Annotated in this window: 23 protein-coding genes; 6 read left to right on the top strand and 17 right to left on the bottom strand. The window is 70.3% G+C overall.

Going from position 1 to position 26,747, the window contains the following annotated elements:
- Positions 1 to 33 precede the first annotated feature (33 nt).
- Genes U4Y91_RS15395 through U4Y91_RS15365 form a run of 7 tightly spaced genes read right to left on the bottom strand, consistent with a single transcriptional unit; the run spans position 34 to position 7,216 of the window.
- On the bottom strand, positions 34 to 993 hold the full coding sequence (locus tag U4Y91_RS15395; protein ID WP_321805734.1) for an ABC transporter substrate-binding protein: 960 nt from the start codon (positions 991 to 993) through the stop codon (positions 34 to 36).
- A 37-nt stretch (positions 994 to 1,030) separates the two neighbouring features.
- A complete protein-coding gene (locus U4Y91_RS15390; protein ID WP_321805733.1) occupies positions 1,031 to 2,215 on the bottom strand; it encodes a cytochrome c in 1,185 nt (394 codons plus the stop codon).
- 50 nt (positions 2,216 to 2,265) lie between these two features.
- Positions 2,266 to 3,090 carry an ABC transporter ATP-binding protein gene (locus U4Y91_RS15385; protein WP_321805732.1) on the bottom strand — a complete coding sequence of 275 codons (825 nt, stop codon included), beginning with the start codon at positions 3,088 to 3,090 and terminating at the stop codon, positions 2,266 to 2,268.
- Positions 3,084 to 4,190, bottom strand: a complete 1,107-nt coding sequence (locus tag U4Y91_RS15380; RefSeq protein ID WP_321805731.1) for an ABC transporter permease — start codon at positions 4,188 to 4,190, stop codon at positions 3,084 to 3,086. The genes U4Y91_RS15385 and U4Y91_RS15380 overlap by 7 nt, the downstream gene beginning before the upstream one ends.
- 4 nt (positions 4,191 to 4,194) lie before the next feature.
- Entirely contained in the window at positions 4,195 to 5,229 is a 1,035-nt protein-coding gene (locus tag U4Y91_RS15375) for an ABC transporter substrate-binding protein (RefSeq protein ID WP_321805730.1), read from the bottom strand.
- A gap of 35 nt (positions 5,230 to 5,264) precedes the next feature.
- Positions 5,265 to 6,110 (bottom strand): class II aldolase/adducin family protein, encoded by an 846-nt coding sequence (locus tag U4Y91_RS15370; protein WP_321805729.1) that lies wholly within the window; start codon positions 6,108 to 6,110, stop codon positions 5,265 to 5,267.
- 20 nt (positions 6,111 to 6,130) lie between these two features.
- The gene (locus U4Y91_RS15365; RefSeq protein ID WP_321805728.1) at positions 6,131 to 7,216 is read right to left on the bottom strand and encodes an LLM class flavin-dependent oxidoreductase; all 1,086 of its coding nucleotides are present in this window, start codon (positions 7,214 to 7,216) and stop codon (positions 6,131 to 6,133) included.
- A 450-nt stretch (positions 7,217 to 7,666) separates the two neighbouring features.
- Between U4Y91_RS15365 and U4Y91_RS15360 the strand changes: the two genes are divergently transcribed.
- A complete protein-coding gene (locus tag U4Y91_RS15360) occupies positions 7,667 to 9,001 on the top strand; it encodes an acyl-CoA dehydrogenase family protein (RefSeq protein WP_321805727.1) in 1,335 nt (444 codons plus the stop codon).
- A 121-nt stretch (positions 9,002 to 9,122) separates the two neighbouring features.
- On the opposite strand, the gene U4Y91_RS15355 is transcribed toward U4Y91_RS15360, so the two are convergent.
- On the bottom strand, positions 9,123 to 10,046 hold the full coding sequence (locus U4Y91_RS15355; protein ID WP_321805726.1) for a LysR family transcriptional regulator: 924 nt from the start codon (positions 10,044 to 10,046) through the stop codon (positions 9,123 to 9,125).
- 74 nt (positions 10,047 to 10,120) lie between these two features.
- On the opposite strand from U4Y91_RS15355, the gene U4Y91_RS15350 reads away from it, so the two are divergent.
- Positions 10,121 to 10,687, top strand: a complete 567-nt coding sequence (locus tag U4Y91_RS15350; protein ID WP_044842991.1) for a cysteine dioxygenase — start codon at positions 10,121 to 10,123, stop codon at positions 10,685 to 10,687.
- Between the two features lie 122 nt (positions 10,688 to 10,809).
- Complete coding sequence (locus tag U4Y91_RS15345; RefSeq protein ID WP_321805725.1) at positions 10,810 to 12,435, top strand: rhodanese-related sulfurtransferase; 1,626 nt, start codon at positions 10,810 to 10,812, stop codon at positions 12,433 to 12,435.
- 92 nt (positions 12,436 to 12,527) lie between these two features.
- On the opposite strand, the gene U4Y91_RS15340 is transcribed toward U4Y91_RS15345, so the two are convergent.
- Complete coding sequence (locus U4Y91_RS15340) at positions 12,528 to 13,673, bottom strand: glycerophosphodiester phosphodiesterase (protein ID WP_321805724.1); 1,146 nt, start codon at positions 13,671 to 13,673, stop codon at positions 12,528 to 12,530.
- A gap of 426 nt (positions 13,674 to 14,099) precedes the next feature.
- Here U4Y91_RS15340 and U4Y91_RS15335 point away from each other — a divergent pair, with 426 nt between their 5' ends.
- The gene (locus U4Y91_RS15335) at positions 14,100 to 15,164 is read left to right on the top strand and encodes a phytoene/squalene synthase family protein (protein ID WP_321805723.1); all 1,065 of its coding nucleotides are present in this window, start codon (positions 14,100 to 14,102) and stop codon (positions 15,162 to 15,164) included.
- A gap of 498 nt (positions 15,165 to 15,662) precedes the next feature.
- Positions 15,663 to 16,883 carry a porin gene (locus tag U4Y91_RS15330; RefSeq protein ID WP_321805722.1) on the top strand — a complete coding sequence of 407 codons (1,221 nt, stop codon included), beginning with the start codon at positions 15,663 to 15,665 and terminating at the stop codon, positions 16,881 to 16,883.
- 226 nt (positions 16,884 to 17,109) lie between these two features.
- Here the strand turns inward: U4Y91_RS15330 and U4Y91_RS15325 are convergent, their stop codons facing one another.
- The 8 genes from U4Y91_RS15325 to U4Y91_RS15290 all read right to left on the bottom strand — a co-directional run bounded on the left by U4Y91_RS15325 (position 17,110) and on the right by U4Y91_RS15290 (position 25,398).
- On the bottom strand, positions 17,110 to 18,600 hold the full coding sequence (locus U4Y91_RS15325) for an efflux transporter outer membrane subunit (RefSeq protein WP_321805721.1): 1,491 nt from the start codon (positions 18,598 to 18,600) through the stop codon (positions 17,110 to 17,112).
- Between the two features lie 10 nt (positions 18,601 to 18,610).
- A complete protein-coding gene (locus U4Y91_RS15320; RefSeq protein ID WP_321805720.1) occupies positions 18,611 to 19,765 on the bottom strand; it encodes an ABC transporter permease in 1,155 nt (384 codons plus the stop codon).
- Positions 19,762 to 20,733, bottom strand: a complete 972-nt coding sequence (locus U4Y91_RS15315; protein WP_321805719.1) for an ABC transporter ATP-binding protein — start codon at positions 20,731 to 20,733, stop codon at positions 19,762 to 19,764. The genes U4Y91_RS15320 and U4Y91_RS15315 overlap by 4 nt, the downstream gene beginning before the upstream one ends.
- Positions 20,730 to 21,695 (bottom strand): HlyD family secretion protein, encoded by a 966-nt coding sequence (locus U4Y91_RS15310; protein ID WP_321805718.1) that lies wholly within the window; start codon positions 21,693 to 21,695, stop codon positions 20,730 to 20,732. Before U4Y91_RS15310 ends, U4Y91_RS15315 begins: the two co-directional genes overlap by 4 nt.
- Entirely contained in the window at positions 21,692 to 22,390 is a 699-nt protein-coding gene (locus U4Y91_RS15305) for a TetR/AcrR family transcriptional regulator (protein ID WP_044843000.1), read from the bottom strand. The genes U4Y91_RS15310 and U4Y91_RS15305 overlap by 4 nt, the downstream gene beginning before the upstream one ends.
- 547 nt (positions 22,391 to 22,937) lie before the next feature.
- Complete coding sequence (locus U4Y91_RS15300) at positions 22,938 to 23,369, bottom strand: cupin domain-containing protein (protein ID WP_321805717.1); 432 nt, start codon at positions 23,367 to 23,369, stop codon at positions 22,938 to 22,940.
- A 12-nt stretch (positions 23,370 to 23,381) separates the two neighbouring features.
- On the bottom strand, positions 23,382 to 23,819 hold the full coding sequence (locus U4Y91_RS15295; RefSeq protein WP_321805716.1) for a carboxymuconolactone decarboxylase family protein: 438 nt from the start codon (positions 23,817 to 23,819) through the stop codon (positions 23,382 to 23,384).
- Positions 23,820 to 23,913: 94 nt separating this feature from the next.
- A complete protein-coding gene (locus U4Y91_RS15290; RefSeq protein ID WP_321805715.1) occupies positions 23,914 to 25,398 on the bottom strand; it encodes a PLP-dependent aminotransferase family protein in 1,485 nt (494 codons plus the stop codon).
- A 291-nt stretch (positions 25,399 to 25,689) separates the two neighbouring features.
- Between U4Y91_RS15290 and U4Y91_RS15285 the strand changes: the two genes are divergently transcribed.
- Complete coding sequence (locus U4Y91_RS15285) at positions 25,690 to 26,607, top strand: LysR family transcriptional regulator (protein WP_321805714.1); 918 nt, start codon at positions 25,690 to 25,692, stop codon at positions 26,605 to 26,607.
- Positions 26,608 to 26,747: the final 140 nt, after the last annotated feature.

Below are 26,747 nucleotides of genomic sequence, written 5' to 3'. Positions count from 1 at the left end.
GGCGGTTGCAAGCCGCCGCACGGCCGCGGCCGGTCACGCGAGCGGAAAGCCGAGATCGAAGGTCGTACGCACGTCGAGCGGCTGGCGCAGCAGCCCGGCCTTCAGGTAGAAGTCGGCCGTGCGCTGCTGCCCGGCGATCACCGTCGCGTCGATCGGCTGCCAGCGCGTGTTGCGGCGCTCGAACTGCAGTTTCGCGGCCGCCGGCGGGATGCCGATGATGCGCGCGAGTGCCGCGGAATACGCGTCGACGTGCCGGTACGACCAGGCCTGCGCGCGCACCACCCGTTGCAGGAAGTCGCGCAGCACGTCGCGCTTCGACGCGATCGCCGCGTCGGTCGCCGCGATGTAGCTGAAGCCCGACCACAGGCCGCGGCCGTTGACGAGCACGCGCGCGCGGCCGCTCGTTTCCGCGAGGGCCGTATAGGGTTCCCACGTCGCCCATGCATCGATCGAACCGGTTGCGAGCGCAAGCATCGTGTCGGCCGGCGGCAGGAAGCGGAACGAGACGGCGTCGGGCGGCAGGCCGGCCGCGTCGAGCGCCTTCAACGTGACGAAATGGCCGATCGAGCCGCGCGTGGTGCCGATGCGCTTGCCTTTCAGGTCGGCGGCGTCCTTCAGCGTCGCGTCGGGCCGCACGAGCACGGCGGTGCCGTACGGGTCGGACCGGTTCGCGCCGATCACCTTGATGCGGGCGCCCGAGGCGAGCGCGAAGATCACCGGCGCGTCGCCGATCGGCCCGCAGTCGACGGCCGCCGCGTTCAGCGCTTCGGCCAAGGGTGCGGCGGCCGGGAATTCGGTCCATGCGATGTCGTACGCGAGGCCGTTCAGTTCGCCGGCCGCTTCGAGCAGCGCGCGCAGGCCGCCTTTCTGGTCGCCGGCACGCAGCAACGGCCGCGCGTCCGATTGCGCATGCAGCGTGGTCGGCGCGGCAGCGAGGGCGGCGGCGGCGAGGGCGCTCGCTTGCGCGAGGAAGTGGCGTCGGGTCGGATTCATCGTGAAGTTCGGTTCATCGGGGAAACGGTTCAGGGATTCAATGCGGGAGCCCGGCCTGCACGTCGCGTACGGGTTCGGCGTCCACGCGCAGCAGCAGCGCGGTCAGCGGATCGACGTTCGCGGCGCCAGTCGGCGCTCGCGCCGCGGCATCGGAGCGGCACAGCAAGTCGTCGGCCGACCAGCCCGCGCGGCCCGCCATTGCGCGCGCCCGCAGCCAGCCGCGCCGGTCGGCAAGCAGTTGCGTGCCGCCGAACGCAGCGGGCGGCACGCCGGCAATCGTCGCGAACGCTTGCCATGCATCGGGCGTCGATGCGACGCAGTTCGCGCGCGTGCCGATCGGCGGTGGCGGCGTGGACATATCGCCGGCGGTGACGAGCAGCGTCTGCCAGCGCGGGTCTTCCTGAGGCGGCGTGCCGCCCGGCGCGAGCGCGACGATGCGCACGCGCTGGCCTTCGCGCCAGCGCTCGAGCGGTTGCGGCGCGGCGCTGCCGCAGCGCACGTCGAGCGCCGGCAGCGGAACGGGCACGGGCCACGCTCCTTCCGCCTGCGCGCCGCTGCCGGCCGATAGCGCTTTCAGGTAATCGAGCACGGCCCACGTGTCGGCCGGGCCGAGCGTCGCGGCAAAGCCCGGCATCGACGCCGCGCCGCGCGCGTCGCGCGTACCGTGCCGCATGCGCCAATACAGTTCGCCGTCGAGCCGGCGGGCAAGCAGTGCGCCCGCGAAGGTCGGCGGCCAATGCGCGAGGCTCGCCGCGAGCGGGCCTTCGCCGCGGCCGTCCGCGCCGTGACAGGTCGCGCAATGCTGCGCATACAGATGCGCGCCGCGCATCAGGTTCGCGACGGAAAACGCGTCGGGACTGCGCTGGAAACTCGTGGGCACGGCCGGCGCGAGCCACACCGACGCCGGTGGCCACGGCGCGAACCACGCGACGGCCAACGCGGCGATCGCCGATGCCGCCCGCCACCTGCGCGACGCGAGTGCGATGCAGCCGAGCGCCGCGGCGAGCGTGGTCATCGCGACGGCGAACGCAAGCTGTCGCGTGAGCCCCGCGTCGATGCGCAGCGTTTCGAGCGCGATGCGGTGTGCCCAGGGCCACGCGGCCTGTCCGTCGGCATCGCCGGTCAGGCCGATCGCATGCAGCACCCGGGCCAACGCGATTTGTGCGCGATACAGCAGTTGCAGGAACAGGAGCGCCCAGTCGGCGAACGGCGGCGCGTTCATCGGCGCGGCCCTTGCCGCGCACCGGCCATCCTGCGAACGGCACTGCGCATCTACCAGCTCGCATCGAGTCCGAGATGCCGCAGCGCTTCGTGGCGCAGTTCGGCGAGACGCGGGTCGCCGCGATGGCGCGGATACGGCAGGTCGACACGCAGTTCCGCGACGATGCGTGCGGGCCGCGGCCCGAACACGATCACGCGCTGCGCGAGAAACAGCGCTTCCTCGACATCGTGCGTGACGAGCAGCGCGGAGAATCCGTCGCGTTGCCACAGCGCGGTCAACTCGGCCTGCATCGTCAGCCGCGTCAACGAATCGAGCTTGCCGAGCGGCTCGTCGAGGATCAGCAGGCGCGGATCGTTGACGAGCGCGCGGGCGAGCGCGACACGCTGCGCCATCCCGCCCGACAGCTGATGCGGAAACGCGTTCGAGAATTCCTGCAGCCCGACGCGCGCGAGCGCATCGTCGACGCGATGCTGCGACGTGCGGGCCACGCCGCGCGCCTCGAGGCCGAGCGCGACGTTCGCGCGCACGCGGCGCCACGGGTAGAGCGTCGGATCCTGGAACACGACGATGCGCGACGGATCGGGTCGTTCGATCGGCGCGCCGTCCTGCGCGATCGTGCCTTGCCGCGCGGCGTCGAGGCCCGCGACGAGCCGCAGCAGCGTCGATTTTCCGCAGCCGCTCGGGCCGAGCAGCGCGACGAATTCGCCGGCCGCGACCGACAGCGTGACGTCGTCGAGCACCGGCAGCGGGCCGCCGGGGCCGGCGAACGCATGGCTCACGCGGCGGATGTCGATGCGCGCGCCGCGCGGCGCCGTGGCGTCGAGCGCGGCGGGCGGCGTGGCAACGGACGATTCGAGAACGGCGGTGCTTACCATTTGACGGTTCCTTTCTGCCACGCGAGCACACGGTCGCGCACCGCGAACAGCAGCGCGATCAGCCCGGAAAACAGCAGCGCCATCACGATCAGCGCCGCATACATGTTCACGTACGATGCCCAGCCCTGCGCCCAGCTCAGGTACCAGCCGAGCCCCGACTTGACGCCCATCATCTCGGCGACGACCAGCACCGTGAACGACGCGCTCAGCCCCATGAAGATGCCGACGAACACGTGCGGCAGCGCGGCCGGAATCGCGACGCGCAACACGAGGAAGCGCGCGTTCGCGCCGAGCGTGCGCGCGACGTCGTAGTACTGCCGGTTCACGCTCGCGACGCCCGACCACGTCAGCACCGCGACCGGGAAGCCGGTCGACAGCGCGATCAGGAACGCGGCGGCCGAATAGCTCGTCGGGAAGAAGTAGAACGTGAGCGGCAGCAGCGCGGTGGCCGGCACGGGGCCGAGCACGCGCAGCACCGGATGCACCCAGTAGCCGATGCGGCGCGACCAGCCGATCGACACGCCGACCGCGAACCCGACCGCGACGCCGTATGCAAACCCGAGGGAAAGCAGCTTCAGCGTGTTGCCGGCGCTGCCGGCAAGGCGCGGCCAGTCGTCGGCGTAGACCTCGATCAGCGCCTGCGGCGGCGCGAAGAACGGCGTCGGCAGCCAGCCGGTCTTGGCCGTGACGATTTCCCACACGGCGAGCACGAGGGGCAGCGCGACGAGCCACGGGCCGGCCGGGCGCACGCGGGCGAGCCGCGCGCGCGTGGCCGGCACGCGATGGCCGAGCGTCGCGGCGGCCAGCAGCAGCGCGGCGATCGCCCACGCGGCGATGCCGAACGTGTCGGTGTACGCCCAGTCGGTGAACCCGACGACGCGGTTCGGCCACACGTAGGTCACCGCACCGAGCGCGGCCCACGCGAGCGCCGCGACGACGCCGGTCGGCCAGGTGCGTGCACGGCGGGCTTCGGCCGCGAGCGTCGCGTCGCAGGCCGTGCACGCGGGACGGGACGTGGCAGGCGCAGGCGGCGTCACGGTGGCGGCATTGCCCGAGATGGATGCGGTGCGCGCGGCGGACGCGTGTTCGATCGTCGACATCGCGTCACCCCAGCACGTTCGCATAGACCTGCTGCGCGAAGCGCTGCGGGTCGGTGCTCTTCTTCAGCACGCTGATCCGGCGGAAATCGTCCGCGTAGAACGCGATTTCCTGCTGCAGGTCGACGTTGGTCGGGTGGTGCGTGTAGGTCAGCGTCGCGTACAGCTTGCGCAGGTCGTCGGGGTTGATCTTCGGCGAATACTTCGCGAACGCCTTCGCGGCTTCGTTCGGGTTGTCGTGCGTGTACTCGGTGGCCTGCACGATCGAGCGCGCGAGTGCGGCGGCCGCCGGCCGGTCGTTGCGCACGAGGTCGCCGCGCGCGCCGATCACGCAGCACACCTTGCGCGCGTATTCGCCGGACAGGTTCGTCGCGAGTTCGGTGTACGCGCCGTTGCTGCGCTTCTCGAGCAGATAGAGGTTCGGGTCGCCGTCGGCGATGGCCTGGATCTCGCCCTTGTCGACCGCGACGCCGAGCAGGTCGGCCGGATACTGCCGCCACGTGATGTCGCGTTCGGGATCGATGCCGTTCTTCGCGAGCAGGATCGAGAAGAAATGCTTGCCGGGCGCCGCGAGATCGCTGACGCCGACCGTCTTGCCCTTCAGCGCCTGCAGGGTCGTCACGCCCGCTGTCTTCGACCCGAGCAGCCGCACGCAGCCGCCGTGCGAGCTGCCGATGATCTTCACGTCGAAGCCGGCTTCGAGCGGTTTCAGCCAGCGGTGGATCATCCCGACCGCGGCATCGGCCTTGCCGGTCGCGATCGATTCGAGCAGCTGGTCGGTCGATCCGCTGTAGTTGATCAGTTCGACCTTCAGCCCGTTCTTCTCGAAGAAGCCGTTCTCCTGCGCGACGACGATCGGCGTCAGGCAGAACGCATTCTGGTTCCACGCGAACGTGAGCTTCTTCAGCGGCGGCGCCGACCAGGCCTTGCGGCCGAGCGTGATCGCCGGCGCGGCGAGCGCGGCGGCGCCGGCCGCGCGCAGCAGCCGGCGGCGCTTGTCGTCATGGGCGCCGGTCGGCGCGGGTGCGGTGGGTTTGGTCATGGTGTGGTCTCCGGTTCCGGTCGTGTGGCGGGCGCTCAGTCGAGCAGGTCGGGTTCGTCGGCGACGACGCGCGCGAACAGGCTGTCGAACGCGTGCAATGCGCCGTCGGGGCCGCCGATCTGGCCGTGCGTGTGTCGCGCGGTCGCATGATCGATCGGTTGCGGCGTGCCGGCCGCTTCGGCCAGCAGCTGCGTGTGCGCGGCGTTGTCGAGCGCGATGTACCACCACGCGGCGGCTTCGACCGTCGGGCCGGCCGTCAGGATGCCGTGGTTCTTCAGGATCACGCCCTTGTGCGTGGTGCCGTCGGGCTTCGCGAGCGCATCCGCGATCCGCGCGCCTTCGCTCGTATCGACGACCATTCCGGTGAAGTCGTCGAACAGCGCGTGGTCCTCGTAGAACACGCACGCGTCCTGCGTCAGTGGGTCGAGCGGGCGGCCGAGCGTCGACCACGCCTTGCCGTAGGTCGAATGCGTATGCGCGGCCGCGACGAGGTGCGGATGCGCGTCGTGAATCGCCGCATGGATCGCGAACGCGGCCTTGTTCAGTGGCCGGTTGCCGATCGCGGTTTCGCCGCGCGAATTGACCAGCAGCAGGTCCGACACCTTGATCTGCGAGAAATGCACGCCGAGCGGATTCACCCAGAAGTGGTCGGGCAGTTCGGGGTCGCGCGCGGTGATGTGGCCGGCGAGGCCCGACGCGAAGCCGAAGCGCGCGAACAGGCGGAACGCGGCCGCGAGCCGCTCCTGCCGGTGGCGGCGCTCGGCGGCGACGTCGAAGCGTGGCGCGGGCGGATCGAACCAGAAATGCTGGCGCGGCGTGTCGGCGAGGACGAGGCCCGACGCGGTGCGCGCGGGCGATGACGAAGACAGGACGGCGGACATGGTCGGCATCTCCCCGTGCGTCAGGCCGCGCGGCGCGCCACGTCGCGAGCCGCGACGGCGCTGCGCACACGCGGAATCAGTTCGCGGCCGTAGTCGATCGCGTCTTCGAGCGGATCGAAGCCGCGAATCAGGAACGTCGTCACGCCGAGGTCGTAGTAGTCGAGCAGCGCGTCGGCGACCTGTTCGGGCGTGCCGACCAGCGCGGTCGAATTCGAGCGCGCGCCGGTGAGCTTCGCGATCTCGGTCCACAGCCGCTTGTCGACGCGCGAGCCGCGTTCGGCCGCGGCGAGCAGGCGCCGCGCGCCTTCGCTCTGCTGCGGGCCGCCGGTGGCGAGGCCGGCCGCTTCGCGCAGCCGGCGGGTTTCGTCGAGGATCCGGTGCGCGCGCGCCCACGCTTCGTCTTCGGTCGCCGCGAGGATCGGCCGGAACGACACGGAGAAGCGCACCTGCCGGCCGTGCTTCGCGGCTTCGGCGCGCACGCGCGTCGTCAGGTCGCGCACCTGGTCGAGCGATTCGCCCCACAGCGCATAGACGTCCGCGTGCTTGCCGGCGACTTCCAGCGCCGCTTCCGAGGCACCGCCGAAGTAGATCGGCACATGCGGCTTCTGGAACGGCTTCACTTCCGAAAAACCCTGCGTGAAGCGGTAGTGCGCGCCGTCGTGATCGAACGGCTGCGTGTCGGTCCAGATGCGGCGCAGGATGCCGAGGTATTCGTCGGTGCGTGCGTAGCGTGCGTCGTGGTCGAGGAAATCGCCGTCGCGCTGCTGCTCGCTGTCCGAGCCGCCGGAGATGAAGTGCACGGCGAGCCGGCCGCGGCTGAACTGGTCGAGCGTCGCGATCTGCCGCGCGGCGAGCGTCGGCGCGGTGAAGCCGGGGCGATGCGCGAGCATGAAGTGGATGCGCTCGGTCGCCGCAGCCGCGAACGCGATCGTCAGCGTCGCCGACGGGCCGGTCGAGTGGTGCGGGACGAGGATCCGGTCGAAGCCGGCCGTTTCGTGGGCGCGGGCGAAGTCGCGCACGTAGTCGGGGTCGACGACGGGGCCGGCAGGCGGATGGATTTCCGACTGCTTCTGGCTCTGGATCATGCCGATGAATTCGACGCTCATCTGGGTCTCCGATGCAAGGACGGCCCGGCGCGGCCAGCGATGGCCGGCCGGGCGGGAATGGAGCGCAGATTACCGCCGGGATCATGCGGAACGGAAATAATCAATCCCGAATTGAATATCAGATTTGCATGGTTTGGGTGCGTGTGCGTTGCGCATACGCTATGGGCTCACGATCGGGCCGAACGGGCGCCGGCTGCGTGTCGAGCGGGACTTCCGCGCCGGACAAACACGACGGGAGCCGGATCGGCATCGAGTTCGGAAGCGGGGGCTCGGGTCGAAGGCAGAGGTGGGCGGCGGATGCGTGCGCGAGCGCCCCGGATCCGCGCCACGCGCCCCCGGCGAATCCGTCGCCGATCGCCGCCGGCTCCACGAGCCACCGCCGCCATTCGCCGACCGATCGTCGCCACGACGTTTTATCCCGCTACCCAGTCACCGAGGGAATCCGTACCGATGTCCGCCAGCCTTGCCGCTTCCTCGCCGCTATCAGCGCAGTCGTCGCTGCGCCACCTGCCCGCCGACGATGCACGCGTCGCCGCGCTGCTCGCGCGTCTCGCACCCGAGCTCGCGGCCGACGCCGCCCGCAACGACGTCGACGGCCGTTTCCCGCACGAGAACTTCGCGCGGCTGCATCGCGCCGGGCTGATCGCGCAGGTCGTGCCGCGCGAGCACGGCGGCGCGGGCGCGACGCTCGCGCAGGCGAGCCGGATCGTGGCCGCGGTCGCGCGCGCCGATCCCGCGACCGCGCTGGTGCTGACGATGACGTACCTGCAGCATCGCGCGCTCGGTCGCGCGGACAACCGCTGGCCCGCGCGCCTGCAGCGTGCGGTGTTCGACAGTGCGGTTGCTGACGGCGCGCTGATCAACGCGCTGCGCGTCGAGCCGGCGCTCGGTTCGCCGTCGCGCGGCGGCCTGCCCGAAACGATCGCGCGTCGCGACGGCGACGGCTGGCGGCTGTCCGGCCACAAGCTGTACAGCACCGGCATTCCGGCGCTGCGCTGGCTGGCCGTGTGGGCCCGCACGGACGAACCCGAGCCGCGCGTCGGCGTGTTCCTCGTGCGGCGCGAGCGCGACACGGAAGACGATGCGCGCATCCGCGTGATCGAAAGCTGGAATCACCTGGGCCTGCGCGCATCGGGCAGTCACGAGGTGGTGTTCGACGACGTGCGCCTGCCCGCGGATCATGCGGTGGACGTGCGCGCGCCCGATGCGTGGGCCGTGTCGGCCGCGAGTCACGCGGATGTCGATGCGCAGGCCGACCAGCAGGCCTGGATGGTCGCGCTGCTCGGCAGCCTTTACGACGCGGTCGCCCGCGCGTCGCGCGACTGGCTGCTCGATTTCGCGACGACGCGCGCGCCGAGCGGGCTCGGTGCGCCGCTCGCGACGCTGCCGCGCGTGCAGGAGGCCGTCGGCGAGATCGAAGGGTGGCTGCACGCGAACCGCGTGCTGCTCGACGAGCACATCACGCGCACCGATGCGGGCGACGCGCCGACGGTGACGACGAGCGGCCTCGTCAAGCGGACCGTGACGGAACAGGCGATCCGCACGGTCGAGCACGCGTTGAAGCTGTCGGGCAATCACGGGCTGAGCCGCCACAATCCGCTCGAACGCCACTATCGCGACGTGCTGTGCAGCCGCGTGCATACGCCGCAGGACGATGCGATCGCGGTGGCCGCCGGACGGGCTGCGCTCGACGCGGTGGCGCGACGCGCTGCCACGAACGCGGAAGCGGAAGCGGGCGGAACGTCACGCGACGCGCCGGCATCCGGTCGCAACAGAGATGCGTGAGCGGGGCGGCGTGATGGTGGGCGCAAAGGCCGACGCAAAGGCCAACGCAAAGGCCAACGCAAAGGCCAACGCAAAGGCCAACGCAAACGCGACGACGCCGCGCAGGCGTCGTCGCGCGTGGTCAAGCGGCTTCGTCGTGCCCGGCCGCATCCGCCGGCAGCGCGAACGCGGTGCGCGCATGCGCGGCCACGGCCGCGAGCGGCGCCTTGAAGCGCGCGGCGTCCTGCCGGTGCAGCAGCCACAGATCGATCTGCGGCTTGAAATCGGCGAGCGGGACGATATCGACCGCGTCGCGCAGCGGGCTGCCTTCGACGAGCGGCAGCGGCATCAACCCGATCCCGAAGCCGTTCGCGACGCTCTGCAATTGCAGGTCGCGGCCGTAGGTGTCGAGCGTGACCGGCATCGGCAGCCCCTGCGCGTCGAGCGCGCGGCGCAGCCCCGCGCGAAAACCGCAGCCGTCGGGATTGAGCACCCAGCCGCGCGCCTGGCAGTCGGCGAGCCGGTAGCTGCGGCGCGGCCAGTCGCCCTTGCGGCCGACCGCGACGAGCCGCGTGGCCAGCAGCCGCTCGCCTTCGACCTGCGGCGGCAGCACCATCTCGCGCGCCAGAAACACCAGCGCGGCGTCGAGTTCGCGGCGCGCGACGCGTTCGACGAGCATGCCGCCCCACGCGGTCGTGACCTGCGTGGCGAGTGCCGGCCATTGCGCGGCGAGCTGCGCGATCAGGCCGGGCAGCATCAGCTCGCCGAGCCCTTGCGTGAGGCCGACGCGGAATTCGCCGGCGGGCGGCCGCTGGCCGGCCGTCAGTTCGCGCAGCGCGTCGACTTCGCGCAGGATCGCGCGGCACTGCTCGAACACCTGCAGGCCGATGTCGGTCGGGCGCGGCGGCTTCGTGTTGCGGTCGAGCAGCGTGACGCCGAGCGCCTCCTCGAGGTTCTGCACGCGCCGCGTGATCGCGGGCTGCGTCATGCCGAGCTCGGCCGCGGCCTGGCTCAGCGTCTGGCCGCGAACGACCGCTGCAAAAGCGTCGATATCGCTAATTTTCATGTTTGTTCTGCATGGTATTTCGGGTGCATCATGACGATCCATCATATTCGGCATCATATTCGAGGAGGCAGCCGATGAGTACGCTTTCGTTGCAGCAGACGCCGCTGCGTCCGTTCGTCGACGGGCTGGGCGCGTTGCTCGCGTCCGGCGCGAACGAGGCGCGCATCCTCGACGAGGGCGGCGCGCTGCTGGCCGCGCTCGTCGCGCACGACGACTGGCTGCCCGACGCGTTCGCGCAGCCCGATCCCGAGCGTTACCGCCAGTACCTGCTGCATCTCGATCCCGACGCGCGGTTTTCCGTCGTCAGCTTCGTGTGGGGGCCCGGCCAGACGACGCCGATCCACAACCACACGGTGTGGGGGCTGATCGGGATGCTGCGCGGCGGCGAGTTTTCGCAACCGTACCGGTTCGACGCGGCCGGCAGGCCGGTGCCGGCGGGCGACGCGGTACGGCTGCAGCCGGGCGACGTCGAGGCCGTGTCGCCGCGCATCGGCGACGTCCATCGCGTGACCAACGCGTTCGACGACCAGGTGTCGATCAGCATCCACGTGTACGGCGCGAACATCGGCCAGGTCGAGCGTGCGGTGTTCCTGGACGACGGCACCGTGAAGCCGTTCGTGTCCGGCTATTCGAACGCGTGACCGAACGCGTGACGCCGCCAGTCGCGGGCGCCCCGTTGCGAGGGCGTGCCCGCGGGCATCAAGCTGCATCCGTTTTCCGTGTGCTTTCTTCACCGACTCCAACAGAATCCGACAGAGACATCGTGACGCAATCCGTTGATTCCACTTCCCGTTTCCCCGTCGCGTCGTACCAGGACGTACGCGCGCGCCTGCTGGCCCGCGACGAACTCGCGCTGATCGACGTGCGCGAGGAAGATCCCTATGCGCAGGGCCATCCGCTGTGGGCCGCCAACTTTCCGCTGTCGAAGCTCGAACTCGACGCATGGACGCGCATTCCGCGCCGCGACACGCCGATCGTCGTGTTCGGCGAAGCCGGCGGCGAGGATCTCGCGCCGCGCGCGGCCGCGAAGCTCGCGCAGCTCGGCTATACCGACGTGCGGCTGCTCGACGGCGGCCTCGCGGGCTGGCTCGCCGCGGGCGGCGAACTGTTCATCGACGTGAACGTGCCGAGCAAGTCGTTCGGCGAATGGGTCGAGGCCGAGCGCCATACGCCGTCGCTGTCCGCGCAGGAGGTGCAGGCGCTGATCGATGAAAAGGCCGACGTCGTGATCGTCGACGCGCGCCGCTTCGACGAATACCAGACGATGAACATCCCGACGTCGACGAGCGTGCCGGGCGCGGAACTCGTGCTGCGCGTGCGCGCGCTCGCGCCGAATCCGGCAACGCAGGTCGTGGTGAACTGCGCGGGCCGCACGCGCAGCATCATCGGCACGCAGTCGCTCGTCAACGCGGGGCTGCCGAACCCGGTCGCGGCACTGCGCAACGGCACGATCGGCTGGACGCTCGCCGGCCAGACGCTCGAGCACGGCGCCGCGCGACGCTTTCCGGACGAGATCGCACCCGCGCAGCGTGAGGAAGCACGCCGCGCCGCGCGCGCGGTGGCCGAGCGCGCGGGCGTGCCGCGCATCGCGCTCGCGGAGCTCGCCGCGCTCGACGAACCGGGCCGCACGCTGTACCGCTTCGACGTGCGCACGCCGGAGGAACACGAGGCCGGCCATCTGCCGGGCTTCCTGAGCACGCCGGGCGGCCAGCTCGTGCAGGAGACCGACCATCACGCGGCCGTGCGCGGCGCGCGGATCGTGCTCGCCGACGACGACGGCGTGCGCGCGGACATGACCGCGTCGTGGCTCGCGCAGATGGGCTGGGACGTGCGGGTGGTCGAGCCGGCCGGCACGGCGGCGTTCACCGGGCGCGGCCAGCCGCCGCGCGACGTGCCCGCGACGCCGCAGGTGAGCGAGGTGTCGCCCGCGACGCTCGCGGGCTGGCTGGAGGAGGCGGCCGCGGGCGAGCTCGCGATCGTCGACGTGACGGCCAGCGCGAACTACGTGAAGCGCCATATCCCCGGCGCGTGGTTCGTCGTGCGCGCGCAGTTGCGCGACGCGCTCGCCGCGATCCCGCCGGCGCAGCGCTATGTGTTCACGTGCGGATCGAGCCTGCTCGCGCGGTTCGCGGCCGACGACGCGCGCGAATGGCTGCCGGCTTCGGCGGCGATCTCGGTGCTGACCGGCGGCACGGCCGCATGGATCGATGCGGGGTTGCCGCTCGAGCACGGCGAGACACGCCTCGCGTCGCCGCGCGTCGATCGCTACCGGCGCCCGTACGAAGGCACGGACAACGCGGCCGCCGCGATGCAGGCGTATCTCGACTGGGAATACGGGCTGGTCGACCAGTTAAAGCGGGACGGCACGCACCACTTCCACGTGATCTGACCACGGCGCGGCAACCGGCGTGCGGCACGCCATGCGCCGCGCCCGGTTGCCGCATGTTCAGCGGCTCGGCGCATTCGGCGCGTTCAGCGCGTTCAGCGCTTGAACGTATCGACGGCCGTGCGGCCGACGGCCGGATCGTCGGTGAAGAAGCCGTCGATGCCCGCGCGCAGGTATGCCTGGATCTCGCGCACCGAGCCCGCGGTGTTGCGCGTGGCCGGCGTGCCGCCGTCCTTCAGCGACGCGGGCAGGAAGTTGTTCTCCGGGCGGAACGTGTACGGATGCACGACGAGGCCGGCTGCGTGCGCGTCACGCACGTACGACGTCGGCTGCTGCAGCGTGCCGTCCGCGGACGCCGCGATGATCGACGTCTTGTACGGACCGACGCCGTTCGCATAGGACGCGATCTCGCGCATTCCGTCGCGCGTCGACAGGTCGCCGTAGGTGCGCTTGTCGTTCGCCTTCACGAAGTCGTACGGACGCTGGCCGGCTTCGTCCATCAACTGCACGAGCTTCCAGTTCGGCTGGCTCGACTTGATCCGGTTGCGGATCGCCTTCAGGTTCGCGACCTCGAACGACTGGATGTAGACGGTCGCCGTGCGCGCCGTGTACGGATCCTTCAGCAGCGCGTCGACGAGACGGTCCTCGAGCGGCAGGCCGATCGACTGGAAGTAGGTCGGGTGCTTGGTTTCCGGATACAGATGGATCGTGCGGCCGGTCTGCGCGGACATCTGTTTCGCGAGCGCGACGATCTCGTCGAAGGTCGGAATCTCGAACTGGTCGTTGTACGCGGTGTTCGCCGGGCGGACCTGTGGAATGCGCTCGCGGGCACGCAGCGTCTTCAGCTCGGCGAGCGTGAAGTCTTCGGTGAACCAGCCGGTCAGCTGCGTGCCGTCGATCGTCCTGGTCGCCTTGCGGCTCGCGAACTGCGGCAGCGTCGACACGTTCGTCGTGCCGGAGATCTCGTTCTCGTGGCGCGCGACGAGCACGCCGTCGCGGGTCGCGACGAGGTCGGGCTCGATCACGTCCGCGCCGTCCTCGATCGCCTTGCGGTACGACGCGAGCGTGTGCTCGGGGCGCAGCGCGCTCGCGCCGCGATGGCCGACCACCTGGACCTTCGCGGAGATCGGCTGGGCGGGATCGGACGCCGAGACGTCGTCGCCGCCGCAGGCGGCAAGCAGGACGGCGGCGGCACAGGCGAACGGGATGCAGCGCAGGGCGATCGGGCGCATGAAGAGCATGTCGATGAACCTTCGAAACGGAAGTCGGTGAAAGGGCGAGCGGTCCGGCGATGCGCGGCCGCGTGAGAGAACGGGACGCGATCGTCGCACCGGAGCATTACATATGTATTACTTTCGCCTTTCTGTTTTGTTGTCGCGTCAGGCGCGAGAATTGCGGGAACACGTGGCGGTCGAGACGGTGCGATCCGCCCGTCGCCGCTAGCCGGCGCCGCGATCGTCGCGCCGACGCGGTTCGGCGGTCGCGCGCCCACTTCGTCGGACGGATCGCGAGCGTGGTCGCCGGATGCACTAAACTTGCGGGACTTTTGCATTGCCGCGCCGGGCCGACACCCGCCCGCGCACGGCGATGCGGCGACTCGCGGGCCGGCGCGGGCGCCCGGCGCCCGCGTGCGTCCGGGGCCCGCGCCGGCCGATTTTTACCGACCCATGACGACGCATACCGATCCCGCCTACCTGCTCGGCGACCTGCTGAAGAACGTTTCCCGCTCCTTCTACCTGACGCTGCGCGTGCTGCCCGACGGCATGCGCGACCCGGTCGGCCTGGCCTACCTGCTCGCGCGCGCGGCCGACACGATCGCCGACACGGCGCTGGTCGCGCCCGATCGCCGCGCGGCGCTGCTGACCGACCTGCGCGACGAAGTCGAGCGGCTCGGCGACGGCGCGGCGCTGTCGCGCTCGCTCGAGGACGTGACGCGGATGCAGACGGATTCGCACGAACACGTGCTGCTCGGCTCGATGCAGCCGATGCTCGCGCTGCTGCGGGCGCAGCCGGACGCGGACTGCGCATCGATCCGCAAGGTCGTCGCGACGCTGACGTCGGGGATGGAATTCGACCTGCGCACGTTCCCCGACGAACAGTCGGGCCGCGTCGCGTCGCTGCCGAACCGCGCCGAGCTCGATCGCTACACGTACCTGGTCGCCGGCTGCGTCGGCGAATTCTGGACCGACATGACCGGCGCGCACACGCGCGCCGCGCGCGGCTGGGACGTGCCGGACATGCGCGAGAAGGGCATCCGTTTCGGCAAGGCGCTGCAGATGACCAACATCCTGCGCGACTGCGCGAAGGACCTGCGGATCGGCCGCTGCTATCTGCCGGAGGACGTGCTGGCCGCATACGGCGTCGGCGTCGCCGACCTGATGACGCCCGATGCGTCGGCGCGGGCGCGCGGCGTGCTGGTCGACCTGCTGCGCGTGACGCTCGACCAGTATCGCGACGCGTGTCGCTACACGCTCGCGATTCCGCGCCGCTTCGTGCGGCTGCGGCTCGCGTGCCTGTGGCCGATCATGATCGGCCTCGAAACGCTCGAACTGCTGGCCGGCCACGCTGCGTGGCTCGATCCGGCGACGCCGGCGAAGGTGCCGCGCAAGCGGATCTACCGGATCATGGCGTCGTCGCTCGCGCTGGTCGGTTCGAACGCCGCGATCCGCGCACGGATCACCGCGCTCGTCGACGCGGTGAACGCGCGGATCGCGCAGCCGTCCGCGCGCTGAATCGCGCTGAACGATGCCGGCGCGTGACGCGACTCGCGTCGGCATCACCCCTCGGCCCGCGTTCACCGGGCCGCTCCCGTCCGATCTCCCCCGCACGCGGACTGAAACGTTTTCACGATTTCGCTTCCCGAAACGTGGGTGTCATGAATGTCAGCGATCCTGCGCGGCGGCGTGAATCGCGGCGTCAGCCGCGCTTGCGCATTCGTAAGAAGGTTGTTGCCGAGGGCGTCTGACGACATTGGACGGTCGCGATGCACCAGTAAAAATGTAAAGCTAGGGTTTTCACCGGGAAATGCCGGAAAGGCCCGCTGCGTAAGCGTTTTCAGGTGTTATGTAACCGTTTGGTGAATCCCCGCGTTGCGTCGATCATACGATGACCGACTGCACATGTTGGGAAACGATTGGTAATCCGTCAGAATCGCACCGGCATGTACTCGCACATGTGTCAGTCATAAAACCACACCAGAAAAGAAATCATTCTTTGAGGACGGAGAATCAATGAAAAAGCGCGTCGCTTTCGCCATGACGGCAGCGGGTCTCGCAGCCGCTACCGCAGCCCACGCCCAGAGCAGCGTGACCCTGTACGGTATCGTCGATAACGCTATCGCCTGGCAGAACAACTCGTCGGCCACCAGCGCGGTTTCGGGCGGTCACTCGAAGGTGCAGATGGCCACCGGTATTTGGGCAGGCAGCCGCTTCGGCCTGAAGGGCAGCGAAGATCTCGGCGGCGGCACGAAGGCGATTTTCCAGTTGGAAGCCGGCTTCAACGCGAACAACGGCTCGTCGCAATGGACGAACGGCATCTTCACGCGTCAGGCGTGGGTTGGCCTGACCAACGCGACGTACGGTACGCTGACGGCCGGCCGCCAGTACACCGCGTATTACACGCTGCTGTCGCCGTATAGCCCGACGACCTGGCTGACCGGTTACTACGGCGCGCACCCGGGCGATATCGACTCGCTCGACACCAGCTACCGCGCGAACAACTCGCTCGTCTACATGTCGCCGAAGTTCTACGGCTTCACGGTCGGCGGTTCGTACTCGCTCGGCGGCGTGGCAGGCAGCTTCAACCGCGGCTCGACCTGGAGCGCGGCGGTCCAGTACCTGAACGGCCCGGCAGGCATCGCGGTTGGCTATCAGCGCATCAACAACGCGACGCTCGGCGGCGGCGTGTGGGGCGCGAACTCGACCGCGCAAAACGGTCTGGATTCGAGCGGCAACGGTGCGGAGCAGGCCGTGTCGTCGATCAACGGCGGCTACAAGACGGCACAGTCGCAGCAACGTGTCGCCGTGACGGCCGGTTACCAGTTCACGCCGGCGTGGGACATCTCGGTGTCGTACTCGAACGTCCAGTACATCCCGGGCAACCTGTCGGCATTCCACAATACGGCGATCTTCAACACGGCGGGCGCAGTGCTGCACTGGAAGGCAGCGCCGCAGTGGGACTTCGCGGCAGGCTACTCGTACACGCGTGCGACCCAATCGAACGGCGTCTCGAGCTCGGCCAAGTACCATCAGGTCACGCTGTCGCAGTACTACAGCCTGTCGAAGCGCACGGGCCTGTACGCGGTTGAAGCGTACCAGCACGCTAGCGGCAACACGATCAGCGGCCTGACCGGCGGCATCGTCAATGCAACGACGTCGATCGGCGACGGCGTGGGCGCAGGTTCGAAGCAGAACCAGATCGCGGCCGGCGTCGGCCTGATCCACCGCTTCTGATGTCGCGCGGCGCGTGAGCGCCGCTCACGGCATGCGGTACGAAAACCGGCCTTCGGGCCGGTTTTTCCATTTGCGGCACGCGTTGTGCGTATTGCGGGTTCAGTCATCGGCGGTCATCGAATGGAAGCGGGCGGCGACGCCAGCCGAGCCTGACAAGTGTGCCGCTCATACGGCGCATGGCGTGCAGGCCGGTAGCGTCCGGCCGGTGCCGACGCCGTCCTGTCGGTCACCGCGCCGCCTCATCCATCCAGTTCCCCGCCAGCGCCTGGAACAGCGCCGCCGTGTCGGCCAGCCGGTCGGCCTGCGCGCGCGTGCGGTCGAGCGTGGTCTGCAATGCCTGCCGCTGGGCGTCGAGCAGCGCGAACGTGCTGATCCCGCCCGCCGCGTAACGGTCGCCGGCAATCGCGTTGCCTGCCGCCGCTTCCCGTGCAGCCGTGTCCCGCGCGGCCAGTTCCGCCGCATCGTGTTCGACCGCGCGCATCGCGTCGGCGACCTGCTGGAGCGCCAGCAGCACGGTTTCCCGATAGCTCGCGAACGCGGCGTCGTACGCGGCTTCGGCCGCGCGCTTCCTCGCGCGCAGCTCGCCGCCGTGAAAGAGCGGCTGCGTCAGGCCGAGGCCGACATTCCACACATTGAGCCCGCTCACGATATCCGCGATGCGCGTGCGTTCCGAACCGATCCCCGCCGAAATCGAAAAACGCGGATACAGGTTCGCGGTCGCCACGCCGACGTTCGCGCTCGCCTGGTGCAACACGGCCTCCGCCGCGCGGATATCGGGCCGTTCGCGCGCGAGCGTCGACGGCAGCGCGACCGGCAGCGTGCGCGGCAGCGCGAGTGCGTCGAGCGCGAGGTCGGGCAGCTCGGCACCGGACGGCGGCGCGCCCAGCAGGATCGCGAGCCGGTGGCCGGCCTGCGCGTAGCGGGCCGCGAGCGGCGGCAGCGAGGCCTGCGTCTGCGCGAGCAGCGTGCGCTGCGCATGCACGTCGGCCCGCGATACGCCGCCCGCCGCGAAGCGGGCGTCGACGATCCGCAACTGCCGGGCTTGCGCGTCGACGAGCTGCCGCGTGAGCGCGATCTGCTGCGCGAGCGACGCGCGCAGGATCGCAGTCGCGACGACGTTGCCCGCGAGCGTCAGGCGTGCGGCGTCGAGCATGTACGCCTGATAGTCGACCTGGGCGCGCAGCGCCTCGAGCGCGCGCCGGTTGCCGCCGAACACGTCGAGCGCGTACGACACGCTCACCGACGCGTCGTACAGCGTGAACGGCCCGGGATTCGGCACGTTGGCGGGCAGCCCGAATGCAGCGATGTCGACCTTCTCGCGCGTGGCGGACAGGTTCGCATCGACGCGCGGCAGCATCGTCGCGCCGGCTTCCGCCGCATGGTTCTGTCGCGCTTCGTCGAGCCGCGCGCGGGCCTCGGCGAGCGTCGGGCTGTTGCGCCACGCGGTATCGACGAGCCGGTTCAGCGGTGCCGAGCCGAACGCGGTCCACCACTGTTGCGGCGTGTGCGCGGCCGATGCGAACGTCTGCGCGTCGCCGGCCGGGCCGCCGGCGGCGGCCGTCGTGACCGGCGGGGCATCGCGCGTGTATTGCCGTGTGGCCGGCGCGTCGGGCGTGCGGAAATCCGGCCCGACCGTGCATCCGGCGACGAGCAGCGCAACGGCTGCCCATGCGCTGCGGCGGGCGGCGGGTCGGGCGCGACGCGAAGCCGGTTTCATCGTGCGGCCCCTAGTCGAGCGTGCGCCGGTAGAAGCGCAGCGCGACGCCCATCACGACGAGCGTGAACAGCGCGACGGGCCACACGGACGGCCACAGGTCGGCCCAGCCGTTGCCTTTCAGCAGGATGCCGCGCACCAGGCGGTTGAAGTAGGTGAGCGGCAGCAGGTTGCCGATGAACTGCGCCCACTTCGGCATGCCGGCGAACGGAAACATGAAGCCCGACAGCAGGATGTTCGGCAGGAAGTAGAACACCGCGAGCTGCATCGCCTGCAACTGGTTCTGCGCGAGCGACGACAGCGTGATACCGACCGTCAGGTTCGCGGCGATGAACAGCAGCGCGGACAGGTAGATCGCGACCATGCCGCCGACGAACGGCACGTGGAACACGAAGCGCGCGGCCAAGAGGATGATCGATACCTGGATCAGCCCGATGAATACGTACGGGACGATCTTGCCCGTCATCACCTCCAGCGGCCGCACGGGCGTCGCCAGCAGGTTCTCCATCGTGCCGCGCTCGCGTTCGCGCGTGATCGCGAGGCCCGTCATCATCACCATCGTCATCGTCAGGATCACGCCCATCAGGCCCGGCACGACGTTGTACTGCGTGATGCCTTCCGGGTTGTACAGGCGGTGCAGCACGATGTCGAACGCGGCCGGGCGGCCGTTCAGGTGTGCGAGCGGGCCCGTCAGGTCCTTGTCGGCGACGGGCTGCACGAGGCCCGGCAGCGCGCCGAGCGCCGACGCGGTCGCGACGGGATCGGTCGCGTCCGCCTCGACGAGCAGCGACGGGCGCTCGCCGCGCAGCAGCCGCTTCGAGAAATCGGCCGGCACGCTCAGCACGAACTGCACGTCGCCGCGTGCGAGCGCATGCCGGCCGGCCGCTTCGTCGGGCAGCGTCGCGACGATGTCGAAATACGCGGAATTGCGCATCGCGGCGATGAAGCTGCGCGCGAACGGGCTCGAGTCGGCGACGACCACCGCGGTCGGCAGGTGCTTCGGATCGGTGTTGATCGCGAAGCCGAACAGCGCGAGCTGGATGATCGGCACGCCGACGATCATCGCGAACGTCACGCGGTCGCGGCGCAGCTGCAGGAATTCCTTCAGCACGATGCTCCACCAGCGCGCGACCGAGAACGCGTCGCGCAGGCCCGTCCACGTGCTCATGTCGCCGCTCCGCCGGGCGGCCCCGATGCGCGGCCCATCATGTAGATGAAGACGTCTTCGAGCCCGGTGTCGATCGGCGCGACCTGCAGCGGCGCGTGACCGTTCTTCTGCGTGCCGGCCTGCGCCGCGACCTGTGCGAGCGTCGCGTCGAGCAGCGCGCGATCGCGGCCGCTCACGTGCAGCGTCGAGCCGAACACGACCGTCTGGTCGACGCCCGGCATCGTGCGCAGGCGCGCGGACAGTTCCGCCAGGTGCCCGCCGGTGACCGTGCGCGTCGACAGGTGCTGCGACGCGACGATTTCCGCGGCCGTGCCCTGCGCGAGCAGCGCGCCTGCGGCGATGTACGCGAGCTTGTGGCAGCGCTCGGCTTCGTCCATGTAGTGCGTGCTGACGAGTACCGAGATGCCTTGCGCGGCCAGCCGGTGCAGTTCTTCCCAGAAGTCGCGGCGCGCGGCCGGATCGACGCCGGCGGTCGGTTCGTCGAGCAGCAGCAGCTCCGGCTCGTGCAGCATGCACGCGGCGAGCGCGAGACGCTGTTTCCAGCCGCCCGACAACGCGCCCGTGAGCTGGTCCGCGCGGCTGGCGAGACCGAGCCCGTCGAGCGCGCGCGCGACGGCCGCCCGGCGATCGGGCATCCCGTACACGCGCGCGACGAAATCGAGGTTCTCGCGGATCGACAGGTCTTCCCAGTACGAGAAGCGCTGCGTCATGTAGCCGACGCGTCGCTTGATCTGCGCGCTGTCGCGCACGATGTCGTAGCCGAGGCAGGTGCCGCTGCCAGAATCGGGCGTGAGCAGGCCGCACATCATGCGGATTGACGTCGTCTTGCCGCTGCCGTTCGGCCCGAGAAAGCCGAAGATCTCCCCGCGCGCGACGCGCAGCGAGACGTCCTTCACGACGTGCTTGTCGCCGAAGCGCTTGTTCAGGCGGTCGACGTCGATCGCATACGGGGCGGGCGGCGCGTTCATCGCATCCTCACGGCGACGGGCTGGCCCGGGTGCAGCTTCGGCGCGTCGGCGACGGCGGGGCGCGCCTCGACCATGAACACGAGTTTGGTCCGGCTCTCGTTGCTGTAGATCACGGGCGGCGTGTACTCGGCCGCGCGCGACACGTACGTGACGCGCGCGGGGACGTCGGCCGGGCAGCCGTCGCAGCGGATCGCCACCGTGCGCCCCGGCGCGATCGATGCGACGGCGGCCTCCGGCACGAAGAACCGCACTTTCAGGTTCTGCGGCGGCAGCATCTGCACGACCGGATTGCCGGCCTGCACCCATTCGCCGACGCGGTACAGCGTGTCGTACACGCGCCCGGCGGCGGGCGCGGCGACGCGCTTCTGGTCGAGTTTCCATTGCGCTTCGGTGACGGCCGCCTGCGCGGCATCGACCTGCGCGGCCTGGGCCGCCACCTGCTGCGCGCGGCCCGGCAGGCGCGCGACGTCGACCTGGTTCTGCAACTCGCGCACCTGAGCGGCGGTGGTCTGTGCGGACGTGCGCGAATCGTCGAGCTGCTGCCTCGACAGGCCGCCGGCCGCGTACTGACGTTCGTCGCGCGCGAATTGTGCGGCGGCCCGCGCGGCCTGTGCCGTGGCCTGCGCGAGCTGGGCCCGCGTGACCGCGACTTCCGGCGGGCGCTTGCCGGTCTGCAGGTCGGCAAGCTGCGCGCGCGCGGCGTCGAGCTGGTGTTGCGCCTGCCGCAGCGCGGCCGTTTCGTTGACGGCTTCGAGCGAGAACGCCGGCGCGCCGGCTGCGATGGCCTGGCCGCGTTCGACCGACAGTTGTGTCAGCGTGCCCGCCTGCGACGACGACAGGTATACGAATTCGCCTTCGACATAGCCCTGGAAGGTCGCGACGTCGTCCGCCGGCCGTCCGCAACCGGCGAGCAGCGCGACGGCGGCGGCCAGCGCGAGCGGCAGCGGGCGGGGTGCGTTCACGACGGCCTCCGTCGCGAATGCGCGTCGGGATCCGGCGCGGCGGCGGGCGGCTGCATGCCGGAACCGAGCAGCGCGCGGACGTGGCGCTGCAGCACATCGCGATCGATCGGTGGCAGGCCGCGCGCGCTCTGCCACAGCTTCGCGGTGGCGAGCGGCAGCATCACCAGCGCAATGATCGAATGGAACAGGAACGCGGGCTCGAGCGCGGGGTTCAGCGTGCCGGCCTGCTGCGCGGCGCGGATGCGCTCGGCAAACCGCCCGACATGCTCGAGCGGAATGCGCCGGATCATCCGCTCGCGCAGCAGGCCGCCTTCGTGGACGATCTCGCGCAGCCAGATCGACGGCAGCCAGGGCATGCGATGCGTGACGTCGAAGAAGCGGTCGACGAGCTCGGCGACGAGCGCGAACGGATCGTTTTCGATGTGCGGCGCGGTCGGCCGCCACACGAACGCGATGACCTGTGCGAGCCGCTCCTCGACGATCGCGTCGAGCAGCTGCTCGCGATTCGTGAAGTAGTAATGGACCATTGCCGACGTGACGCCGGCGGCTGCGGCGATCTGCGCGACCGTCGTCGCGGCGATGCCGCGCTCGGCGAACAGCTGGATCGCGACGTCGAGCATGTGGTCGCGCAGGTCGAAGTCGTCCACCGACGGGCGGCGCCCGCGCGGCCTGGCGACGGTGGATTTCGCATTCATGAAATCGACGCTAATTGATGAGTTAGTTAATTTCAAGGAAGGGTTTTCGCCCGCGTTGATCGCGATCAGGCGAGTGGCGAATGGCGGGGCGGACGGGCGGGGCGGCGGCGCGGCGAAGGGGCGTGTGCCGGCGGTGGAGTGTAGGGAGCGGCTAATGGGGAAGACGCGGGAACTCGCGGGGAACTGGCGGGTGATCGACGGGTGAAATGGCGGGTGAAACGTTGATCGAAACGTGGGTGAAACGGCCGGCGAAACAGCCGGCGAGACGGCGGGCCAAACGTCAGGCGAAACGGCAGGCGAAACGGCAGGCGAAACGGCGGGCGAAACGGCGGGCGAAACGGCGGCGAAACGGCGGGCGAAACGGCAGGCGAAATGGCGGGCCAAACGGCAGGCGAAATGGCAAGCTAAATGGCAAGCTAAATGGCAGGCGAAATGGCAGGCGAACCGGCCGCGCCCGACGCCGCCGAGGAAGCCTCGAGGCACGGGCCGGGACGCCAGCCGTGCAGCACGGCGGCGTACCCGGCGCGGCACGCCCCCTAAAACGTCGTCACTGATCGATCGGCGACTTCAGCGGCACATGCTCGCCCGTCAGCCCGAACACGACGAGTTGCGCGGGTTCGGTCGCGCTCGCATTGCGCGACACCGGGTGGCGCGAACCGGGCGGCTCGTACCAGCCTTCGCCGGCGCGATAGCGGCGCACCGGGCCGTCGTTCACCTGCGACAGCACTTCGCCTCTCGACACGACCGCGAACACCGAGCCGAGGTGCTTGTGTGCGTCGGACGCCTGACCGGGCGCATAGTCGACGGTCGCGACGACGGCGAGCTTGCCGGGCGCTTCGGGCACGGCCTGTTGCATGATCGCGTGCACGCTGTCGCCGGTATCGTGCGCGTGGGCGGCGGCCGGCAGCGCGGCGCCGAGCGCGAGCGACGCGCACAGTATCGCGCGGCGGAGCGTGGAGCTGGAGCTGGAGCGCATCATCGTCGTCTCCCCTTACTCGGGCATCTTGCGGAACGCGATCGCGAAGCGGTTCCACGTGTTGATCGTCGCGATCAGCATCGACAGCTCGAACAACTCCGTGTCGCTGAAATGCGGCTTCACGGCTTCCCACACGGCATCGGGCACGTGGTTGTCGGCGACCAGCGTCAGCGCTTCGGTCCATTCGAGCGCTGCACGTTCGCGCTCGGTGAAGAACGGCGTTTCGCGCCAGACGACGACCGTCGCCAGGCGGCGATCGGTTTCGCCGCCCTTGCGCGCATCGGTGGTGTGCATGTCGACGCAGAACGCACAGCCGTTGATCTGCGACGCGCGCAGCCGGACGAGTTCGGCCAGCGGCTTCTCGATCGAGCTTTTCGCGAGGAATTCCTCGGCGTTGCGCATCACCTTGATGGCGTTCGGGCTGGCGGTATAGAAGTTCAGACGCGGTTGCATGGCAGGTCATTTTCGGTTGGATGCGCCCAGTGGCGCGACAGGACCCACTTTAAGCGTGCCACTGGCCTGCTTGAATGGCCAATTCCGGGAAAATTCAGGTAACCAGTGGTGAACCGCCGACGCGGCCAGAATCCAGCAGCGCAGCCAGCTTCGCGAGCGCGCTGTCGATGCGCAGTGCGTCGATCCCGCCATAGCCGAACAGCAGCCCCGCGCGGGCCGCCGAGCCGACGTGGAACGCGGTGATCCCGTACAGGCCGATGTCGTGCTCACGCGCCGCGCGGACCAGCGCGGCTTCGTCGAGCCCCGGTTTCAGGTGCGCGGCGAGGTGGATGCCGGCGGTCGGCACGATCGTGTCGAACCACGGCGCGAGGCCGCCGCGCAGATGCGCGAGCAGCATCTTGCGGCGCGCGTCGTAGTGCTTCTGCACGCGCCGCAGGTGCCGCGCGAAATCGCCTTCGAGCATGAAGCGCGCGAGCGCCGCCTGCGTCAGCGTGCAGGTGTGCCAGTCGACGATCTGCTTCGCCTTGGCGAGCGCGCCGCGCAGCGCGCGCGGCGGAATCGCGTAGCCGATCCGCAGTTCGGGAAAGATCGTCTTCGAGAAGGTGCCGACGTACGCGACCAGACCCGTGCGGTCGAGGCTCTTCAGCGATTCCACCGGCCGGCCTTCGAAGCGGAACTCGCCGTCGTAGTCGTCCTCGATGATCACCGCGCGGCGGCGCTGCGCCCATTCGAGCAGCGCGACGCGCCGGTCCAGCGTCATCGGCATCCCGAGCGGGAACTGGTGCGACGGTGTCACGTAGACGAGGCGCGCGTCGTCGGGCAGCCGCCCGGTGACGAGGCCATGCGCATCGACCGGCACGCCGATCACCGTCGCGCCGAGCGACGCGAAGGCCGCGCGCGCCGGCGGATAACCGGGATTCTCGACCGCGACGACGTCGCCGGGCCGCACGACCACGCGTGCGATCAGGTCGAGCGCCTGTTGCGCGCCTTGCGTGACGAGCACGTCGTCCCAGCCGCACGCGACCGCGCGGCTGAACGCGACGTAGCGCGCGATCGCGCCGCGCAACTGCGGATCGCCGGCCGGCTCGTGGTACTGGCCGGGGCCGCGCGCCTGCTGGCGCAACGCGTGATGCAGGCAGCGGCGCCATGCGTCGAACGGGAACAGTGTCTTGTCGGTCACGCCGCCGCGGAAGTCGAACGCGGGCGCGTCCTGCGGCGTGGGCATCGCGAGCGCGTCGGGCAGCTCGTCCCACAGCGCGCGTGCGTCGACGGCATGGACGGGCGGCGAATCCTCGACGAGCGACGGCGTTGCGGCCGCCGCCGCGTGCGGAACCCGCGCGAGGCCGCCGGCGACGAACGTGCCGTCGCCCGCGCGCGTGTTCAGGTAACCCTCGGCGACGAGACGTTCGAACGCGTCGAGCGTCGTCTTGCGCGACACGCCGAGCTGTTTCGCGAGATCGCGCGTCGACGGCAGCCGGGCGCCGCCTTCGAGCCGCCCGTCGACGATCGCGGTGCGCAACTGCCGGAAGATTTGTCCGGTCAGGTCGTGACGGCCTTCGATGCGGATCGCGATGTCCATCGCAGTGGTTACCTCGAACGCGGAAATATGACGTCGATCAGCATACCGGAAGTTCATGGCCGGCACGGCGTTCGCGCGTGCGCGGGCGGCGTCGTTCGGCCAGGGCACGCGCGTGGCGTCGAGGGGGCACGGAACGCCGGCACGCAACGCCCGCCGGACGCGGCAAATGGCACGGCGCGCTGCGGCGCTCCGGCCGGCACGGCATCCGCCCGCTGCGGGCAGCGCCATTCGATTGCGCCGGTGCCCGCCGCTGCCTTACGATCCACCAGACCCCCCGACCGGAGTGCCCTCATGCTGTCCGAAGACGAACTCGCGCTGCTCGATGCGATCCGCGCCACCGGCAGCCTGTCGCGGGCGGCCGCGCGGCTCGGCAAGGCGCCGTCGACCGTGTCGCACGCCGCGCGGCAGCTCGAAACGCGCTTCGACGCGCTGCTGTTCGACCGGCGCGGCTACCGGCTGCAGCTCACGCCGGCCGGCCAGCTGCTGACCGACGAGGCATCGCGCCTCGCGCTGGACGTCGCGCGGCTCACGCAGCGCGTGCGGCAGGTCGCGAGCGGCTGGGAGGACCGGCTGTGGATCGTCAGCGACGAGGTGCTGGAATTCGATACGCTGCTGCCGGTCGTCCGCGCATTCGATGCGCTCGAATCCGGCGTGTCGCTGCGTTTCACGCACGAAGTGCTCGGCGGCACCTGGGAAGCGCTGCGCGACGGTCGCGCGGATCTGGTCGTCGGCGCGACCAACGAGCCGCCAGCGATTCCGGGCTTCAAATGGTTCGAACTTGGCGCGATGGAGTGGGTATTCGCCGTCGCGCCGCGCCATCCGCTGGCGTCGGCGGGCGCGCGGCTGACCCGGGACGCGATCGGCGCGCATCGCGCGGTCGTCGTCGCCGACTCGTCGCGGCAGGCCGTCGGCCGCGCGTACGGGCTGCTCGGCGGGCAGGCGGTGCTCGCGGTGCCGTCGATGCGCGCGAAGATCCTCGCGCAGCGCGACGGGCTCGGCGTCGGCTGGGTGCCGCGCCGGCGGGTCGCGTCGCTGCTGGCGCGCGGCGAGCTGGTCGAGAAGGAAACGGCCGATCCGCGCGAGCCGAACGTGCTGTATGTCGCGTGGCGCGGCGACCGCGACGGCCGCGCGCTGCAATGGTGGCTGGAGCAACTGCGCGAACCGCGGCTCGCGCAGCGCCTGCTCGACGGGATCGACGTGTCGGGCTGAGCGCGCCGGGCGGGCACGCGCCGGACGGCCGGGGGCAAACACGTTCGAAGATTTCGCACATGTCTGCCGCGCCGGTCGTACGGCAAGACCGGGCGCCGCGCGCATCCTGTGTTCACGGTCAACTCACCGGTTCAAGGAGA

This window comes from Burkholderia sp. BCC1993 (genome assembly GCF_905339865.1).
Classification (GTDB): Bacteria; Pseudomonadota; Gammaproteobacteria; order Burkholderiales; family Burkholderiaceae; genus Burkholderia.
The sequence above is the reverse complement of the archived record's forward strand: the minus strand, read 5'-3'. Positions and strand labels throughout refer to the sequence as shown.

Coding starts and splice junctions, on each gene's coding strand:
- U4Y91_RS15395 (WP_321805734.1), bottom strand. CDS start 993: ATGAATCCGACCCGACGCCACTTCCTCGCGCAAGCGAGCGCCCTCGCC.
- U4Y91_RS15390 (WP_321805733.1), bottom strand. CDS start 2,215: ATGAACGCGCCGCCGTTCGCCGACTGGGCGCTCCTGTTCCTGCAACTG.
- U4Y91_RS15385 (WP_321805732.1), bottom strand. CDS start 3,090: ATGGTAAGCACCGCCGTTCTCGAATCGTCCGTTGCCACGCCGCCCGCC.
- U4Y91_RS15380 (WP_321805731.1), bottom strand. CDS start 4,190: ATGTCGACGATCGAACACGCGTCCGCCGCGCGCACCGCATCCATCTCG.
- U4Y91_RS15375 (WP_321805730.1), bottom strand. CDS start 5,229: ATGACCAAACCCACCGCACCCGCGCCGACCGGCGCCCATGACGACAAG.
- U4Y91_RS15370 (WP_321805729.1), bottom strand. CDS start 6,110: ATGTCCGCCGTCCTGTCTTCGTCATCGCCCGCGCGCACCGCGTCGGGC.
- U4Y91_RS15365 (WP_321805728.1), bottom strand. CDS start 7,216: ATGAGCGTCGAATTCATCGGCATGATCCAGAGCCAGAAGCAGTCGGAA.
- U4Y91_RS15360 (WP_321805727.1), top strand. CDS start 7,667: ATGTCCGCCAGCCTTGCCGCTTCCTCGCCGCTATCAGCGCAGTCGTCG.
- U4Y91_RS15355 (WP_321805726.1), bottom strand. CDS start 10,046: ATGAAAATTAGCGATATCGACGCTTTTGCAGCGGTCGTTCGCGGCCAG.
- U4Y91_RS15350 (WP_044842991.1), top strand. CDS start 10,121: ATGAGTACGCTTTCGTTGCAGCAGACGCCGCTGCGTCCGTTCGTCGAC.
- U4Y91_RS15340 (WP_321805724.1), bottom strand. CDS start 13,673: ATGCTCTTCATGCGCCCGATCGCCCTGCGCTGCATCCCGTTCGCCTGT.
- U4Y91_RS15335 (WP_321805723.1), top strand. CDS start 14,100: ATGACGACGCATACCGATCCCGCCTACCTGCTCGGCGACCTGCTGAAG.
- U4Y91_RS15330 (WP_321805722.1), top strand. CDS start 15,663: ATGAAAAAGCGCGTCGCTTTCGCCATGACGGCAGCGGGTCTCGCAGCC.
- U4Y91_RS15325 (WP_321805721.1), bottom strand. CDS start 18,600: ATGAAACCGGCTTCGCGTCGCGCCCGACCCGCCGCCCGCCGCAGCGCA.
- U4Y91_RS15320 (WP_321805720.1), bottom strand. CDS start 19,765: ATGAGCACGTGGACGGGCCTGCGCGACGCGTTCTCGGTCGCGCGCTGG.
- U4Y91_RS15315 (WP_321805719.1), bottom strand. CDS start 20,733: ATGAACGCGCCGCCCGCCCCGTATGCGATCGACGTCGACCGCCTGAAC.
- U4Y91_RS15305 (WP_044843000.1), bottom strand. CDS start 22,390: ATGAATGCGAAATCCACCGTCGCCAGGCCGCGCGGGCGCCGCCCGTCG.
- U4Y91_RS15300 (WP_321805717.1), bottom strand. CDS start 23,369: ATGATGCGCTCCAGCTCCAGCTCCACGCTCCGCCGCGCGATACTGTGC.
- U4Y91_RS15295 (WP_321805716.1), bottom strand. CDS start 23,819: ATGCAACCGCGTCTGAACTTCTATACCGCCAGCCCGAACGCCATCAAG.
- U4Y91_RS15290 (WP_321805715.1), bottom strand. CDS start 25,398: ATGGACATCGCGATCCGCATCGAAGGCCGTCACGACCTGACCGGACAA.
- U4Y91_RS15285 (WP_321805714.1), top strand. CDS start 25,690: ATGCTGTCCGAAGACGAACTCGCGCTGCTCGATGCGATCCGCGCCACC.